The following is a 14,086-nucleotide window of genomic DNA, read 5'->3' as shown; positions in this document are numbered from 1 at the left end:
TGTCTCAGCCCTGATCCACCGTTGTGGGGGTGGTTTTGGGGTGTCGGAACAGAGAAGATGCCCCTTCTGATCTGGGACAATGGGTGTTGGTAGACAATCCATTTGACCAGGTCGAGGGGGCATCTTCGAGGTGCAATCGTCTCACACTCACACCCGCCGTTTCACGCCCGTCTTCGATGAGGATCACTTGGTGTCGGCTGGGGGCCTGCCTGCGGTGATGGGCCTGGCCGAGCGGGCAGGCTTCACAGGTCTGCTGAAGGCGCGCCTCACGGTGGCATCCCCCAACGCGCCCGTGAAGGTCCGCGCGCTGGTGTCGGGCATGCTGGCCGGGGCTGATGACATTGACGGCATGGATGTCTTGCGGTCAGGAGGAACAGCGAAAGTGCTGGGGGCGGTGCGTGCTCCTTCCACGTTGGGGACGCACCTCAGGTCCTTCACCCATGGTCACACTCTCCAGTTGGGGGCCATCAACCGGGATCTCCAAGCCAACCTCGCACACCTGGTCCCCACCCTCTTCGGCAGTGATGAGCTGGTGATGGTCGACCTCGATGACACCATTCGCGAGGTGCACGGGTACGCGAAGCAAGCGGTGGCGTATGGGTACAACCATGTCAAGCGTCTCAATGCCCTGGTTGCCACCATCAGCACCGAGCACTCTGCGCCCGTCATCGCTGGGGCCCAACTGCGTCGCGGCAACGTGAAGTCGGGGGATCATGCTGCCTGGCATGCCACGAGAGCCCTCACCCTGGCGAAGAAGGTCCGCCCCGCAGCCCAGATCATGGGTCGGGCTGACAGCGCGTTTTGCACCTGCACCTTCGTCCACGCCTTCCAAGACGCCGGGTGCTGGTTCTCCGTCACGGTGCCCCAATGGTCGAGCGTGATCCGAGCCATCACCATGATCGAGGAAGATGCCTGGGTGGGGATCCACTACCCGGACGCCATCTTCGAAGAAGACACCGGAGAGTGGATCAGTGACGCTGAGGTCGCTGAAGTCCCTTTCACCGCCTTCACCTCCCACCCCAAGAAGGACCAGGTGACGTGCCGCCTGATCGTGCGACGCGTCAAGCGGTTGAACACGAAGGCTCATACGGGTCAGGGGGAACTCTTCGACACGTACAGGTACCACCCCTTCATCACCAACTCCACCCTGGCCATGCTGGAAGCCGATGAGCGCCACCGAGGCCATGCCATCATCGAACAAGTCATGGCCGAACTGAAGGGCAACGCCTTGGCCCACCTGCCCTCAGGCCGCTTCACCGCCAACGCCGCCTGGCTGCAGCTGGCCATCCTCGCCTTCAACATCTCTCGCGCCGCAGCCCACAAGGCGGGCATGAACACCGCCCGCATGCCCACCATCCGCCAGCGCCTGGTCATGGTGCCAGCCCGCATCGCCCACCGCTCCAGGCGCCGATTCCTGCACTACCCCACCCACTGGCCCTGGCAGCAGGAGTTCATGGACCTGTGGGACCACGCCACCGGCAGCGACCCGCCCATCGCGGCCTGACCACCACCCACACAGCCCCACCGGGCCCAACCCCGAGGAACCCCAGGACAAGCCGACACCAGCGGTCGGAGAACCAGTCACACCCACACCCCTCCACGAGACCTCCCACGGGATCACTCGACCCACCCACCCCAAAACGGTGGATCAGGGCTCAGGCTGCCGGGTGTAAGGTCGCGGTGGAGAGCGAAGGTGTCGCCCATCGAGTGGATGACATGCACCCCATCTGCCGGAGTGAGCCGGTCGAGACCGGTGATGCCGACGCGGGAGGGCAGGGCGCCGGTGCCGACGATCAACTCGTCGTAGGCGATCTGCTCCGTCGCCCCGGCCGGGGTGCGGACCTCCAAGCGCTGCCCGGTCACGTCGATGCCGGTCGCGTAGGTGTTCAGCCGCAGCGTCATGCCAGTGGCTTCGAGATCTGCGCTCGTGCGGTGTGCGAGGGACCGCCAGGGGGCGACCTCGCCGGTGAAGTAGTACGGGATGCCGCAGATGGAGAAGTTCGGGTACTCGTCCGCCACGACCACGGTCACGTCGGTGGTGGGGTCGAGTTCGCGGGCGCGCAGGGCGGCGGAGATGCCGGCGTCGGAGCCGCCGATGATGGCGAGATGAGTCATGAACGGGCCTTTCGAGGAAGCGGGAACAGAAGCAGGACGAGACCGACGCCGAGCGCGGCGCCGACGAGCTGTGCAGCCAGGAACGGCCAGGCGGAGGCAGGGGCGATGCCGGCGAAGGTGTCGGTGAAGATCCGCCCGATCGTGACGGCCGGGTTGGCGAAGGAGGTCGAGGACGTGAACCAGTACGCCGCCCCGACAAAGGCCCCCACCGCAGGACCTACCAGGGCTGCCCGGCCGGTGCGGACCAGGGCGAAGATCAGCAGGATGAGGCCGGCGGTGGCGACGACCTCCCCGAGCAGATGCCCCGCCGTCGCCCGCTCGGTGGTGGAAAGCGCGGTCGCGGCGCCGAACATGGCGTTCGCGAGCACCCCGCCACCTATCCCGCCGATCACTTGCGCCGCGACGTAGGCGACGATCGTCCCGACCGAGCAGGAGGCGCCGAGCGTGCGGTCGGCGAGGGTAACGACGGGGTTGAAGTGTGCACCGGAGACCGGCTGGAAGATCAGTATGAGCACCGCGAGCCCGAGCGCCGTGGCGCTTGAGTTCTCCAGTAGTTGCAGGCCAACGTCGCCTGGTGAGAGGCGCTGGGCGGCGATGCCGGAGCCGACCACGACCGCCACGAGCAGCCCGGTGCCCAATAACTCGGCGGTCGCGCGGCGCCAGAGAGGTACAGAGGTCACAGTGCAATCCATCCGATGAGAGCGGCGGCGATGACTACGGCCCATGCCGGGGTCTTCCACATCGTCAGCGCGACGAATGCAGCCGCAGCCAAGGAGAGGGTCCCGGCTCCCGTGATGCCCTGGGTAAAGACGGGCGTGTAGAGGGCGGCGGCGAGGATGCCGACCACGCCCGCATTCACCCCGGCCAGGGCACGTTGCGCGTGGCGGGCATGGCGCAGACGCTCCCAGAACGGCAATGCACCGCTGATCAGCAGCGCCGAGGGGAGGAAGATCGCCACGAGCGCGATCGTGGCCCCGGCGATCCCAGTCGGGCCCGTGGTCGTGACCGCGCCCAGATACGCCGCGAAGGTGAACAATGGCCCTGGTACGGCCTGCGCGGCACCGTATCCGGCGAGGAATGCATCGTGTCCGACGAGGCCGGTCTGCACCGTCTCCGCTTCCAGCAGCGGCAGGACGACATGCCCGCCGCCGAACACGAGAGACCCAGCCCGATAGAACACATCCACCAGCCCGACCGCACCATTCCCGGTCACCGTGGCCAGGATCGGCAGGATCGCCAGCAGCAGTGCGAACACGATCAGACTCCCGATCGCCACCGTTCGCGGCACTCTGGCCGAAAACGCATCTGCCCCCTGCGCCGGCGCGATGGAAGGACGCAGCCATGCCCATCCGGCGATCGCGGCGGCGATGATCGCAGCGACCTGTGCCAGAACCCCCGGGATCAGCAGCACCAGGGTCAGCGCGCCGACCGCGATCGTCGCCCGCCGCGCGTCCGGGGTGAGGGTCTTCGCCATCCCAAGGACCGCGTGGGCGACCACCGCGACCGCAGCCGCCTTCAACCCGACCAGCCACCCGGACCCGATCGCGTCGCCAAGGGACGCTGCACCATAGGCGAAGCCGACCAACAGAATCGCCGACGGCAACGTGAACCGCGCCCATGCCGCGAGCAGTCCGAGCATCCCCGCCCGCTGCAGGCCGATCGCCATGCCGACCTGGCTCGAGGCTGGGCCGGGCAGGAACTGGCACAGCGCGACCAGATCCGCATATGCCCGTTCCGTCAACCACCGGCGGCGCTCCACGAACGCCTCCCGGAAGTACCCCAGATGCGCCACCGGCCCACCGAACGACGTCACTCCGAGACGCAGGAACACAAGGAACACCTCCATCACTGCACCCCAACGACGGGCAGCAGCAGAACGGGGCGCGGGTAACGTGTTCATCACGACCAGTCTTGACGACAACCAGTACCTCAGTCAAACTTGAGGCAATGAACACTGAGCAAATGTCCCTGGAGAGCAGAGTGGCGAGACACGCCGCCCTCGCCGACCCGGTGCGGTTACAGATCATCGATCTCCTCACACTCGGCGATCGTTCCCCGGGTGAGCTACAAGCCCAGCTTGGGCTGACCTCGAACCTCCTCGCCCACCACCTCGGCGTCCTTGACCGGACGGACTTGATCGCCCGATCTCGCTCGGAAGGTGACCGACGCCGCAGCTATATCCGCCTCCGGCCCTCGGCACTCGACGGACTCCTTACTGCACCGGCGCTCACCGCCCAACGCGTCGTGTTCGTCTGCACCGGTAACTCAGCCCGTTCCCCATTGGCTGCGGCGCTCTGGGCGCTGGTCAGCCCGATCCCCGCCACCTCGGCAGGCACGCACCCCGCCGCGGCGACATCCGTGAAGGCGATCACGGCGGCGGAGAGGCGAGGTCTCCCGTTCGACCCGCACACGCCGCGCGACCTCGACGGAGTCATCGGCGAAAGCGACCTCGTCGTCACCGTCTGTGACCGCGCTCACGAAGAACTCCACCATGCCGACGCGCTGCACTGGTCGGTGCCGAACCCCGGTCGCATCGGCACGGACGCCGCCTACGATGCTGCATTCGATGAGATCGCCAGGCGCGTCGCCCACCTGAGCCCGCAAGTATCCGCTAAGTGAGCGCCTAGTGGCAGGAGCCATCGACCGACACAAGCCACAGATCGCAATGCGGGAGTTCCCCATTTAGCCCTGACTAGCCCGACGTGGAGTTCACGCATGGACGACGGCCGGGGATCACTCCTGACTCTCCGAGTCGCTGCTCGCTGTCCCATATGCAACGGCGCTGAGCGTGGCGTGCACCAGATCGGCGTCGACCTCGCCGGGAAAGAAGTAGCGCTGCAGGGTCAGTCCTTCTCGCACCGCATTCAGGGCCCGGCCGTTGAGGCCGGGGAGCTGACGCTCGATAGCCGCTTGGGATCGCTCCGTCCATCGGCGCATCAGCGCCGCATACCGCTCATCGCGGAATGCCAGCACATACATCTCGGCCAGCAGAATGCGTTCCCGCGGCTGATCGTTGAACTCTGAGACCACCATCTGCGTCAATCGCTCCACCGGATCGCCCACCCCGGCAGAGGTGGCCGAGTCCAGATGGGAAAAGGACTCCTCGGCGAACCTCTCGAACGCCGCCAGCACCAGCTCGTCCCGGCTCGTGAAGTGATACGTCATCGACCCCAGCGGCACATCTGCGGCCTCGGCGATCAGCCGGTAGGTCGCACCGGCCACACCACGCGCGATGATCACCTCCAACGCCACCTGCAGCAACCGGTCACGCCGACCCGGCTCCGAACGCCTCTGACGCACCCTCACACCCGCCTTCGAACCGACGTCCTGAGGACTATCAGAACGTTTGGATATACTAGTGCTTGGACGAGGTGAGGGTCGACCTTCCCGTGACGACTGCCTGCACGTGCTTGCGGGGACCCGCGCCGCGTGGCGTCCGGCTGATCCGGGGCCTGCTCTAGCCTTGAGACAGACGAAAGGGGGCCGAGGTGGCACAGAGACGAAGCACACCCTTGGTGGTCCCCACCGCCGACCCTCATGTCTGCACACCGGGCGTGCGGTTGCGGATGCTGGCACGTGTGCCGTTGTTCGCGGACCTGGACGTTCACGATATCGCCCAGGTCGATCGGCGCTGTCAGGCTCATGCCTTTGAGGCTGGAGCGGTCGTGTATCACGCCGGAGCATCGGCGACAAGGATGTATGTCGTGGCCACGGGGGCCGTCAAGGCGGTACGCCCAGCCCTCGATGGCCGCGAGACGATCCTCGACCTGTGCGCTCCGGGCGACTTCCTCGGTGCTGTTCCCGCGTTGGGCGAGGACGTCTACTCAGACACCGCCTGGGCGGTCTCCGCCTCGTGCCTGTTGGGCCTAGAGGCTCATGACTTCGACGCGATCATGGAGAGGTTCCCCGCCGTGGCCAGGGCCACCCTCAGGGGTGTCTCCCGCAGGTTGAGCCAGGCACAACAGGCGGTCCATCTGTTGGCGGGCGCACCGTTGGAGCAGCGCCTAGCGGCCATGCTGCTGCTGATCGCGGACAAGATGGGCCGCCCCTGGGACGGCGGCACCCTGCTCGATGTGCCGCTGACACGTGAGGATTTGGCCTCGATGACCGGCGCTGCGCCTGAGTCGGTCAGCCGGCTGTTGAGCGGGTGGCGACGAGAGGGCCTCATCGACTCGGGCCGACGATGGATCGCCGTGCGCGACCCCAAGGCCCTCCACTCGCTGCGCGACGCCTGACCATCTCCGGTCGGACACCCGACCCTTCTCATGCACAACTGAGGTCAGTGCGGCTGCACGCGTGGGTGCAGAACCCTCCGCCAACCGAGCGGTCTCAGACGACTCGCCGAGTTCACCCGGAGCACGATGAACCCGATCCTGGGAGGAATCTGCGGTTACTTGATCTGCGTCATGGTGACCCTGCCGGACCGTTCGTAGCGTCATGAGTACCAGCCCAACTCCGGGCGGAACCGTCATCGAAAGGGATGATGATCATGACGACGAACGCTTCTTCCACACGCACCGTCCTGCGGGCCGAGGGCTTCTCCTGCCCCTCGTGCGTGGCCAAGATCGAGAAGCAGGTGGGGCGCTTGGACGGCGTGTCGGCGGTGAAGGTGCACTTCGCCTCGGCTCGCATTGAGGTCGACCACGATCCGGCGCTGGCGAGCGTCGAGGACTTGGTGGCTGCGGTGGCCAAGGCCGGCTACGTGGCACGACCGGCCACCTTCTAGCCCAGCCCTGATCCCGAAGTCGGCGCCTACGGATACCCCTGGGCGCCGACACCCATCGATCCGAAGTGAACCGCCACCCAAGAACGCGAAGGAAACCACCATGAGAACACTGACCGCACTCCTGCACCGCCGCTGGGCGATCCCCGGCGTCTCGGGTCTGCTGATCGTCGTCTCCATCCTGGCCGAGCGGCTGTTCGACCAGCAGCTCATCGTGAATGCGCTGATGGTGGCTGCGGCAGCCGTTGCAGGCACCCCCATCGTCATCAAGGCCACCCGCGCCCTGCTCACTCGCGCGATCGGGATCGACCTGCTGGTCAGCGTAGCCGCGATCGGAGCGATCATCATCGGCGAGTACTGGGAGGCTGCGGCCGTCACCTTCCTGTTCGCCGTCGGCCACGCACTAGAAGCGGCCACGCTGAACAAGACACGTTCAGCATTGGCCGAGCTGGTGGCCGTTGCTCCCGATGCGGCGGTCGTGCTGCGGGACGGCCATCAGGTCGAAGTCCCTGCCAATGAGGTCGCGATGGGCGAGATCGTGCTGGTCAAGAACGGCGCCAAGGTCCCCGTCGACGGCGAGGTCGTGGCCGGCACCGGGAGCATCGACGAGGCCTCGATCACCGGCGAATCGATCCCGGTGGAGAAGTCCGAGGCCGATCACGTCTTCGCCGGCACCGTCTCCCGTAGCGGCTTCTTGCAGGTGCTTGCCACCGGCGTCGGGGCCGACACCACCCTGGCCAGGATCATCCACCGGGTCGAGGAGGCCCAGGACGCCAAGGCCCGCACCGCCCAATTCATGGACCGCTTCTCAGCCTGGTACACCCCCGCCATCATGGTCGGCGCACTCGCCGTCGGCCTGATCACCTCCGACGTCGTGCTGGCGCTGACCCTGCTGGTCATCGGCTGCCCCGGCGCCCTGGTGATCTCCATCCCGGTCTCGATCGTCGCCGGGATCGGCCGCGCCGCCCGGGACGGCATCCTCATCAAGGGCGGGGAGTTCCTGGAGACCTCAGCCAAGATCGACACCGTCGCGGTCGATAAGACCGGGACCCTCACCGAAGGCCGACCCCAGCTCACCGACGTCATCGTGCTCAATCCAGCCCTCGACCGCACCGGCGTCCTGCGATGGGCCGCGCTCGCCGAGGCCGGCTCCGAACACCCCCTCGCCCGCCCGATCCTGGACGCCGCGGCCGACGCCGGCGTCGCCCCGGTCGGGCTCGCCGACCACACCGAGCCCGTGCCCGGCAAGGGCATCGCCGCCACCACCGGCCAGCACCGGGTCCTGATCGGCAACGCCGCGCTGCTGGAGCACTACGACCTGCCTGACACCCTCCAAGCAACCCGCGTCGCCGAAGAACTCGCCGCCGCCGGGCAGACACCGATGATCGTCGCCATCGACGACACCGTCGCAGGCGTCATTGCGGTCGCCGACGCTCTGCGGACCGATGCCGCAGCGATGGTCGACCGCCTGCACCACTCTGGCGTGCGCACCGTCGTCATGCTCACCGGCGACGCCCCCCAGGTCGCCCACGCCGTGGCCACCGCGACCGGCATCGACGAGGTCCACGCCGGTCTGCTGCCCGAGGACAAACTCGACGCCGTCGCCGCGCTGCAACGCCGCGGACACACCGTGGCTATGGTCGGAGACGGCGTCAACGATGCCCCCGCCCTGGCCACCGCCAACATCGGTGTAGCCATGGGCGCCGCCGGATCAGCCGTCGCCGTCGAGACCGCCGACATCGCCCTCATGGGCGACGACCTGCTCAAACTCCCCGAAGCGATATCGCTGGCCAAACGCACCGTCAACAACATGCGCCAGAACATCACCATCGCCATGATCACCGTCACCCTGTTGCTCGTCGGCGTCCTCTTCGGCGGCGTCACAATGGCTATCGGCATGCTCGTCCACGAAGCATCCGTCCTCATCGTCATCATCAACGCCATGCGCCTCCTACGCCGACGGGCCCCCACCACCCAGAAAGCATCGGTCCGGATCAGGGCCGAGCTCACGGGCTAAGCCCGGAAAGGCAGTATCCATCGCGGTGACTGCTGGAGCCTCGGCGGACCGAACGCTCTCGGCGCTACGCACCGCACACAGCATCGCAGGTCGGTATGAAGCGCGATCAGGACTCCACGACAACGTTCACGCCGGCCGCCGAACACAGTTCCTACTCGCACCTAAGCGCGCAGGGGCGCGTCGAGTCACCGAACTACCTGGTGCTGCACGGTCAGAACGGGCGCCCCTTGGATGGCTCGCCACAGCCGTGCACCTGAAGCTGGCTCGATCCAGAGTGTCTCTGACCGGATCAACTCGTCGCCCTGGCCCGAACTGGTCACCTCGGCGCAAAGTGCTTGATGCTCATTCGGGTCTGCCGTGAGCTGCGCATGCACTCGACGGCTGAGCTTAGCTCGCTCCAATTCAGCCCGCTCCTGGCGAGAACGCAGACTACTCACGGGACTGTACTTTCAACGGTGTAACTCCGATCAAGGAGGAACACGATGAGCAAGCAAGTGACGGCGGTCCCGGTGGCCGTGATGGAAGGGGTCGAGCCGAGCGTGGCGACGACAGTGACGGAGCCGGTGATGCCGGCGGTTGACAGAGGGCTGGTCGCGCAGCTCGTGGGCGACGCGCAGCGTCAGGGGCTCCCGGTCGATGGGGAGGGTGGTCTGCTGGCCGAGCTGACGAGGCTGGTTTTGGAGTCTGCGTTGGAGGGCGAGATCACCGATCACCTCGGCTATGACAAGCACGAGCGTGGCGGGTCGGCGGACGGGAACGCCCGCAACGGTACCCGGTCCAAGACGGTGCTCACCAAGGCGGGGCCGGTCCAGATTGACGTGCCGCGGGATCGTGCGGGCAGCTTCGAGCCGAAGATCGTGCGCAAGCGGCAGCGGCGGTTGGACGGGATCGACGAGATTGTCCTGTCGCTGACCGCGCGCGGGCTGACGACTGGTGAGGTCGCGGCGCACTTCGACGACGTCTACGGCGCGAGCGTCAGCAAGGACACGATCTCGAAGATCACCGACAAGGTGATCGAGGAGATGACCGAGTGGCAGAACCGGCCGCTGGACCGGGTCTACCCGGTGGTGTTCATCGACTGCATCCACGTGAAGGTCCGTGACGGGCAGGTCGCCAACCGGCCCATCTACATCGCCCTGGCCGTCACGGTCGAGGGCAACCGGGACATCCTCGGGTTGTGGGCCGGGGACGGCGGCGAGGGCGCGAAGTTCTGGCTGGGCGTGCTCACCGAGATCAAGAACCGCGGCGTCGAAGACGTCCTCATGGTCGTGTGCGACGGACTGCGCGGCCTGCCCGACAGCGTGAACACGGTCTGGGCCGACACGATCGTGCAGACCTGCGTCGTGCATTATGCCGATGTCCGGGTTATGCCGATGGTGCGGGTGGTTCCCTTGGGGCGCGTGGGTTCCGCGCTGGCGAGGTCGGCATAATCAGAGGGCTTCGAGCCAGGCCAGGAGGGTGTCTGGGGGTCGGTATCGGCTGTCTCGCGGCCGGCCGGGTGGGCTGGTGCGGGCGAGGGCCTTCTCTTTCAGGGTCATGTCTGCGTGCAGGTAGATCTGTGTGGTTTCGACGCTGACGTGTCCGAGCCAGAGTGCGATCACGCTGGTGTCGACGCCGGCGTGCAGGAGTCGCATCGCGGTGGTGTGCCGGAGCACGTGCGCGGTGACGGTCTTGCCGCGCAGCGACGGGGAGGCGCTGCTGGCCTGGGTGGTGTAGTGCGCGAGGCGGCGCTCGATCGCGTCCCGGCTGAGCCGGGTGCCGCGCCGCGATGGGAACAGCGGGGCGTCCGGGTCCGCGCCGAGTTCGGCGATCCAGGCGCGCAGCACGGTGACGGTGGCCTGGGTGAGCGGGGTGATCCGGTCCTTGCGGCCTTTGCCGTGGCAGGCGACGTGCGGCCCTGCGCCGAGGTGCACGTCGTGTGGTGTGAGGGCGAGCAGTTCGGAGATCCGCAGCCCGGTCTGGGTGGCAAGCAGCAGCAGGGCGTGGTCGCGCCTCCCCGTCCAGGTGCCCGCGTCGCAGGCGGCCAACAGCGCGTCGACCTCGTCCTCGGTGAGGTAGGCGATCACGGCCCGGTCGAACCGTTTGGGCGGGATTGCGAGGACCCGGGCGATGCTGTCGGCGTGCTCGGGATGGGTCAGCGCCGCGTAGCGGAACAGGGAGTGGATCGCGGAGAGTCTGGCGTTTCGGGTGCGGACGCTGTTTGCGCGCTCGTGCTCGAGGTGATCCAGGAAGCTGCCGATCATCGGTGCGTCCAGCTGGTCGATGTCCAGCCGTGACGGTGCGGTGCCCGTCTGCGCGGTGACGTAGCCGAGCAGCAGCCGCATGGTGTCCCGGTAGGCGGCGATGGTGTGATCGCTGGCGTTTCGTTGCCGGATCAGCCGGTCGGTGAAGAACGCCTGCAGGGTGGGTGCGAGGGCGCTCATGATCGTGCCCTCGATTCGCCGGTCAGGTGGGCTTCGAGGCGTTGCCCGGCCAGGGCCATCAGCTCCGGCGCCGCGGACAGATACCAGTAGGTGTGGCGGGGGTGGACATGACCAAGCCATGTCGACAGCAGCGTGAGCCGGGCCTGCCCGTCTTCACCTGCGACGTAGGCGTCGAGCATCGTGTTGACGGTGAAAGTATGTCGCAGGTCATGGATGCGTGGCCGGCATGATGGCGACCGCGGCGTCAGGGCGACGCCCTGGACGAGCCGGTGGAATGTGTTGTGGACGTTGCAGTAGATCAGCCGAGTCCCGGCGGTGGAGACGAAGAACGCCGGTGTTCCCGTCCGCGGCGCGGACCTGTCACGCAGCCGACGGTAGGCGCGCAGCGCGTCTATCGTGCTGGGATGCAGTGCGAGTTCCCGGGTCTTGGCGAACTTCCCGGACCGCACCGTGAGCCGCCCGTCTGCAAGGTCGACGTCGCCACGGTCCAGCCCGATCGCCTCCCCGATCCGGATCCCGGTGGTCGCGAGCAGCCCGATCAGCGTCGCGAACGTGGCCTGCCGCAGCGGGGTGCGCAGCGCCTGGGTGGCGGCGATCAGCGCCGCGATCTCGACATCGGAGTACAGATACGGACTGGCGCGCAGCGGCCGTTGCGGCAGCAGCCCTCGCGCGGGAACCTCGTGGACCGGGTTGATCGCATGCAGATAGGTCGCGAAACCGCGGACCACACCCAGCCGGTAGGCCCACCAGTTCGACGCTCCACTTGCCGGCTGCCGCGCCCAGTCCAGCGCGCCGGCGACGGTGATCGCCTCCTCGCCATGGTGTTCGAGGTGCTCCAGGAACTGGTTGAGCAGCTTCTCCGGTCGCTCCAGCCGGTAGCCCAGCGCGCGACGCAGCGTCAGGTAGTCGGCGAGCTGATCCCTCAACGGCCCGGTCATGACACACCGTCCTCGACGATGCGCGGCCAGGGTCTGGCCAGCGCGCGGAGCGCGTCGCGGTCGACCTTGGCGTAGATCGCGGTGCTCAGCACGGACCTGTGACGCAGCACCTGCCCGACCTCCGGCAGTGGGCTGCCGGCGCGGAGCATCGCAGTCGCAGCGGTATGCCGCAGCCGATGCGCGTGCATCTTCGGGAGCCCCGCGCGCTGCGCAGCGTCGAACACGATCATCGTGATCCCGCCGGCGGTCAACCCGCGTAGCGGCGCGTGGACCCTGACGAACACGCTGCGCCCTTCCGCGCTGGCCGGGCGGCAGTGACGCAGATACGCCGCGATCGCCCTCCCCACGTCGGGTGGCAGCGGCAGCTTCTCGCTCCGGTTGCCCTTCCCGACAACGGTGAGCTCGCCGCGCCGCCAGTCGATGTCATCCAGCCCGAGCCGCGCGACCTCCCCGGCACGCAGTCCCAGCCGGGACAACAGCAGCATCACCGCATAGTCCCTTCGACCCGTCGGCGTGCGCCGGTCGCAGCTGCCCAGCAGCCGCGCGAGCTGACCCGGCTCCAGTCCCTTCGCCAGACTGGAGAGCTTCCACCCCGCCACCGACGGCACCGCCCCAGCCAGCGACACCGGCAGCTGCCCGGTCAGGTACAGCCATCCCAGCAGCGACCGCAGCGCGCAGACGATCAGCTTCGCCGAACCGATCGCCCTACCCGGGCAGACCGTCCCAATGAAGCCGGTGACGTCGGCCGCGCTGATCCCAGCAAGATCCAGCGCGCTGCCGCGCAGCCGGGTGGTCACGAACGGGCGGACGTTGTCCACGTAGCCGCGAGCCGTCCCTGCGGTCACTCCGCGCTCGACGAGCAGGTAGCTGCGGTAGGACTCCAGCAGCTCCTCGACCGGACCGAGCGCGGCAGGCTCCTCTACCGGCAACACACCCAACGGCGACAGATACTCCAGCAGAGGCGCGAGCGCCTTCATCGACAAGTACTCCCGATACCCCGCCGCGCGCCGCTGTCCCAGATACCGCTGCAGCGTCGGCGTGCTCAACCCGCCCAGGCCGACGCCCTCGGCGAGCATCCAGCGATCCAGATGGGCAACGAAACACACCTGCTGATCGGCACCACCACTCGAATAGCCGCGACGAAGCAACTCACCCACGAACCCGGCCGCATACGGCTCCAACGGGCCGCACACGATCGAACGCAACACCTTGACCATGACTCTTCTCCTCTCCAAGAACGGATGAGAAGAGCGTCGATCAGATCACCGGATTATGCCGACCTCGCCAGCGCGGAACCCACGCGCCCCAAGGGAACCACCCGCACCATCGGCATAACCCGGACATCGGCATAATGCACGTTATGCCGACATCGGCATAATATCCACCTGATCCGCAACACGTTCCGCTTCGCGTCGCGCAAGTACTGGGACCAGATCGCCCGCGACCTGCGCCCGGTCTACACCGCGCCGACCGAGGCTGCCGCGAGAGCTCGGTTCGAGGAGTTCGCGGAGAAGTGGTGCACGATGTATCCCGCGATCCGCAAGCTCTGGGAGAACGCCTGGAGCGAGTTCATCCCGTTCCTGGACTACGACGTCGAGATCCGCCGCATCATCTGCAGCACCAACGCGATCGAGTCCCTCAACGCCCGCTACCGCCGCGCGGTCAGGGCACGCGGACACTTCCCGAACGACGCCGCCGCGGTGAAGTGTCTGTATCTCGTGACGAGGTCGCTTGACCCCACCGGCCGGGGTCGGGCACGCTGGGTGACGAGGTGGAAGCCCGCACTCAACGCCTTCGCGATCACCTTCGAAGGCCGAATCAACTGAAATGCGCCAGGCCAGATCCACCGTTAATCTGACACACCCACCAA

Annotated in this window: 12 protein-coding genes and 2 pseudogenes; 7 read left to right on the top strand and 7 right to left on the bottom strand. The window is 67.2% G+C overall.

Annotation, left to right across the window (positions count from 1 at the left end):
* Positions 1–130: 130 nt before the first annotated feature.
* The gene (locus tag ACFQWG_RS05890) at positions 131–1,504 is read left to right on the top strand and encodes an IS1380 family transposase (RefSeq protein ID WP_380973098.1); all 1,374 of its coding nucleotides are present in this window, start codon (positions 131–133) and stop codon (positions 1,502–1,504) included.
* A gap of 113 nt (positions 1,505–1,617) precedes the next feature.
* On the opposite strand, the gene ACFQWG_RS05885 is transcribed toward ACFQWG_RS05890, so the two are convergent.
* The 3 genes from ACFQWG_RS05885 to chrA are packed head-to-tail and all read right to left on the bottom strand — an operon-like array spanning position 1,618 to position 3,961.
* Entirely contained in the window at positions 1,618–2,115 is a 498-nt protein-coding gene (locus ACFQWG_RS05885) for an FAD-dependent oxidoreductase (protein ID WP_380973095.1), read from the bottom strand.
* Complete coding sequence (locus ACFQWG_RS05880; RefSeq protein ID WP_380973093.1) at positions 2,112–2,753, bottom strand: aquaporin; 642 nt, start codon at positions 2,751–2,753, stop codon at positions 2,112–2,114. Before ACFQWG_RS05880 ends, ACFQWG_RS05885 begins: the two co-directional genes overlap by 4 nt.
* Before the next feature lie 38 nt (positions 2,754–2,791).
* Entirely contained in the window at positions 2,792–3,961 is a 1,170-nt protein-coding gene (chrA, locus tag ACFQWG_RS05875; protein WP_380973091.1) for a chromate efflux transporter, read from the bottom strand.
* A gap of 101 nt (positions 3,962–4,062) precedes the next feature.
* Here chrA and ACFQWG_RS05870 point away from each other — a divergent pair, with 101 nt between their 5' ends.
* Positions 4,063–4,734 carry an arsenate reductase/protein-tyrosine-phosphatase family protein gene (locus ACFQWG_RS05870; protein ID WP_380973089.1) on the top strand — a complete coding sequence of 224 codons (672 nt, stop codon included), beginning with the start codon at positions 4,063–4,065 and terminating at the stop codon, positions 4,732–4,734.
* A 114-nt stretch (positions 4,735–4,848) separates the two neighbouring features.
* On the opposite strand, the gene ACFQWG_RS05865 is transcribed toward ACFQWG_RS05870, so the two are convergent.
* A complete protein-coding gene (locus ACFQWG_RS05865; RefSeq protein WP_380973087.1) occupies positions 4,849–5,799 on the bottom strand; it encodes a TetR/AcrR family transcriptional regulator in 951 nt (316 codons plus the stop codon).
* On the opposite strand from ACFQWG_RS05865, the gene ACFQWG_RS05860 reads away from it, so the two are divergent.
* The 4 genes and pseudogenes from ACFQWG_RS05860 to ACFQWG_RS05845 all read left to right on the top strand — a co-directional run.
* Positions 5,682–6,350: a Crp/Fnr family transcriptional regulator gene (locus tag ACFQWG_RS05860; RefSeq protein WP_380973084.1), complete on the top strand. Its 669-nt coding sequence runs from the start codon at positions 5,682–5,684 to the stop codon at positions 6,348–6,350. The two genes, ACFQWG_RS05865 and ACFQWG_RS05860, sit on opposite strands and share 118 nt — an antisense overlap.
* Positions 6,351–6,604: 254 nt before the next feature.
* Entirely contained in the window at positions 6,605–6,841 is a 237-nt protein-coding gene (locus tag ACFQWG_RS05855) for a heavy-metal-associated domain-containing protein (RefSeq protein ID WP_146836307.1), read from the top strand.
* A 100-nt stretch (positions 6,842–6,941) separates the two neighbouring features.
* Entirely contained in the window at positions 6,942–8,855 is a 1,914-nt protein-coding gene (locus ACFQWG_RS05850) for a heavy metal translocating P-type ATPase (RefSeq protein WP_380973079.1), read from the top strand.
* Between the two features lie 518 nt (positions 8,856–9,373).
* Positions 9,374–10,204, top strand: a pseudogene (locus ACFQWG_RS05845) (IS256 family transposase); the annotation flags it as partial.
* 81 nt (positions 10,205–10,285) lie between these two features.
* On the opposite strand, the gene ACFQWG_RS05840 reads toward ACFQWG_RS05845, so the two are convergent.
* Genes ACFQWG_RS05840 through ACFQWG_RS05830 form a run of 3 tightly spaced genes read right to left on the bottom strand, consistent with a single transcriptional unit; the run spans position 10,286 to position 13,433 of the window.
* Complete coding sequence (locus ACFQWG_RS05840) at positions 10,286–11,278, bottom strand: tyrosine-type recombinase/integrase (RefSeq protein ID WP_380973077.1); 993 nt, start codon at positions 11,276–11,278, stop codon at positions 10,286–10,288.
* Positions 11,275–12,216: a tyrosine-type recombinase/integrase gene (locus ACFQWG_RS05835; RefSeq protein WP_380973075.1), complete on the bottom strand. Its 942-nt coding sequence runs from the start codon at positions 12,214–12,216 to the stop codon at positions 11,275–11,277. Before ACFQWG_RS05835 ends, ACFQWG_RS05840 begins: the two co-directional genes overlap by 4 nt.
* Entirely contained in the window at positions 12,213–13,433 is a 1,221-nt protein-coding gene (locus tag ACFQWG_RS05830; protein ID WP_380973072.1) for a site-specific integrase, read from the bottom strand. Before ACFQWG_RS05830 ends, ACFQWG_RS05835 begins: the two co-directional genes overlap by 4 nt.
* Before the next feature lie 162 nt (positions 13,434–13,595).
* Here ACFQWG_RS05830 and ACFQWG_RS05825 point away from each other — a divergent pair.
* Positions 13,596–14,042 (top strand): annotated as a pseudogene (locus ACFQWG_RS05825) (transposase); the annotation flags it as partial.
* Positions 14,043–14,086 lie beyond the last annotated feature (44 nt).

Origin of the sequence: Schaalia naturae (genome assembly GCF_042665795.1) — a bacterium.
Classification (GTDB): Bacteria; Actinomycetota; Actinomycetes; order Actinomycetales; family Actinomycetaceae; genus Pauljensenia; species Pauljensenia naturae.
This window is presented reverse-complemented; position numbering and strand designations above follow the sequence as displayed.

Excerpts from the sequence above, each read along its gene's own strand:
- ACFQWG_RS05885 (WP_380973095.1), bottom strand. The coding sequence starts at position 2,115 with ATGACTCATCTCGCCATCATCGGCGGCTCCGACGCCGGCATCTCCGCC.
- ACFQWG_RS05865 (WP_380973087.1), bottom strand. The coding sequence starts at position 5,799 with ATGCTCCGGCGTGATACACGACCGCTCCAGCCTCAAAGGCATGAGCCT.
- ACFQWG_RS05855 (WP_146836307.1), top strand. The coding sequence starts at position 6,605 with ATGACGACGAACGCTTCTTCCACACGCACCGTCCTGCGGGCCGAGGGC.
- ACFQWG_RS05870 (WP_380973089.1), top strand. The coding sequence starts at position 4,063 with ATGAACACTGAGCAAATGTCCCTGGAGAGCAGAGTGGCGAGACACGCC.
- ACFQWG_RS05830 (WP_380973072.1), bottom strand. The coding sequence starts at position 13,433 with ATGGTCAAGGTGTTGCGTTCGATCGTGTGCGGCCCGTTGGAGCCGTAT.
- ACFQWG_RS05835 (WP_380973075.1), bottom strand. The coding sequence starts at position 12,216 with ATGACCGGGCCGTTGAGGGATCAGCTCGCCGACTACCTGACGCTGCGT.
- ACFQWG_RS05860 (WP_380973084.1), top strand. The coding sequence starts at position 5,682 with ATGCTGGCACGTGTGCCGTTGTTCGCGGACCTGGACGTTCACGATATC.
- chrA (WP_380973091.1), bottom strand. The coding sequence starts at position 3,961 with ATGGAGGTGTTCCTTGTGTTCCTGCGTCTCGGAGTGACGTCGTTCGGT.
- ACFQWG_RS05850 (WP_380973079.1), top strand. The coding sequence starts at position 6,942 with ATGAGAACACTGACCGCACTCCTGCACCGCCGCTGGGCGATCCCCGGC.
- ACFQWG_RS05840 (WP_380973077.1), bottom strand. The coding sequence starts at position 11,278 with ATGAGCGCCCTCGCACCCACCCTGCAGGCGTTCTTCACCGACCGGCTG.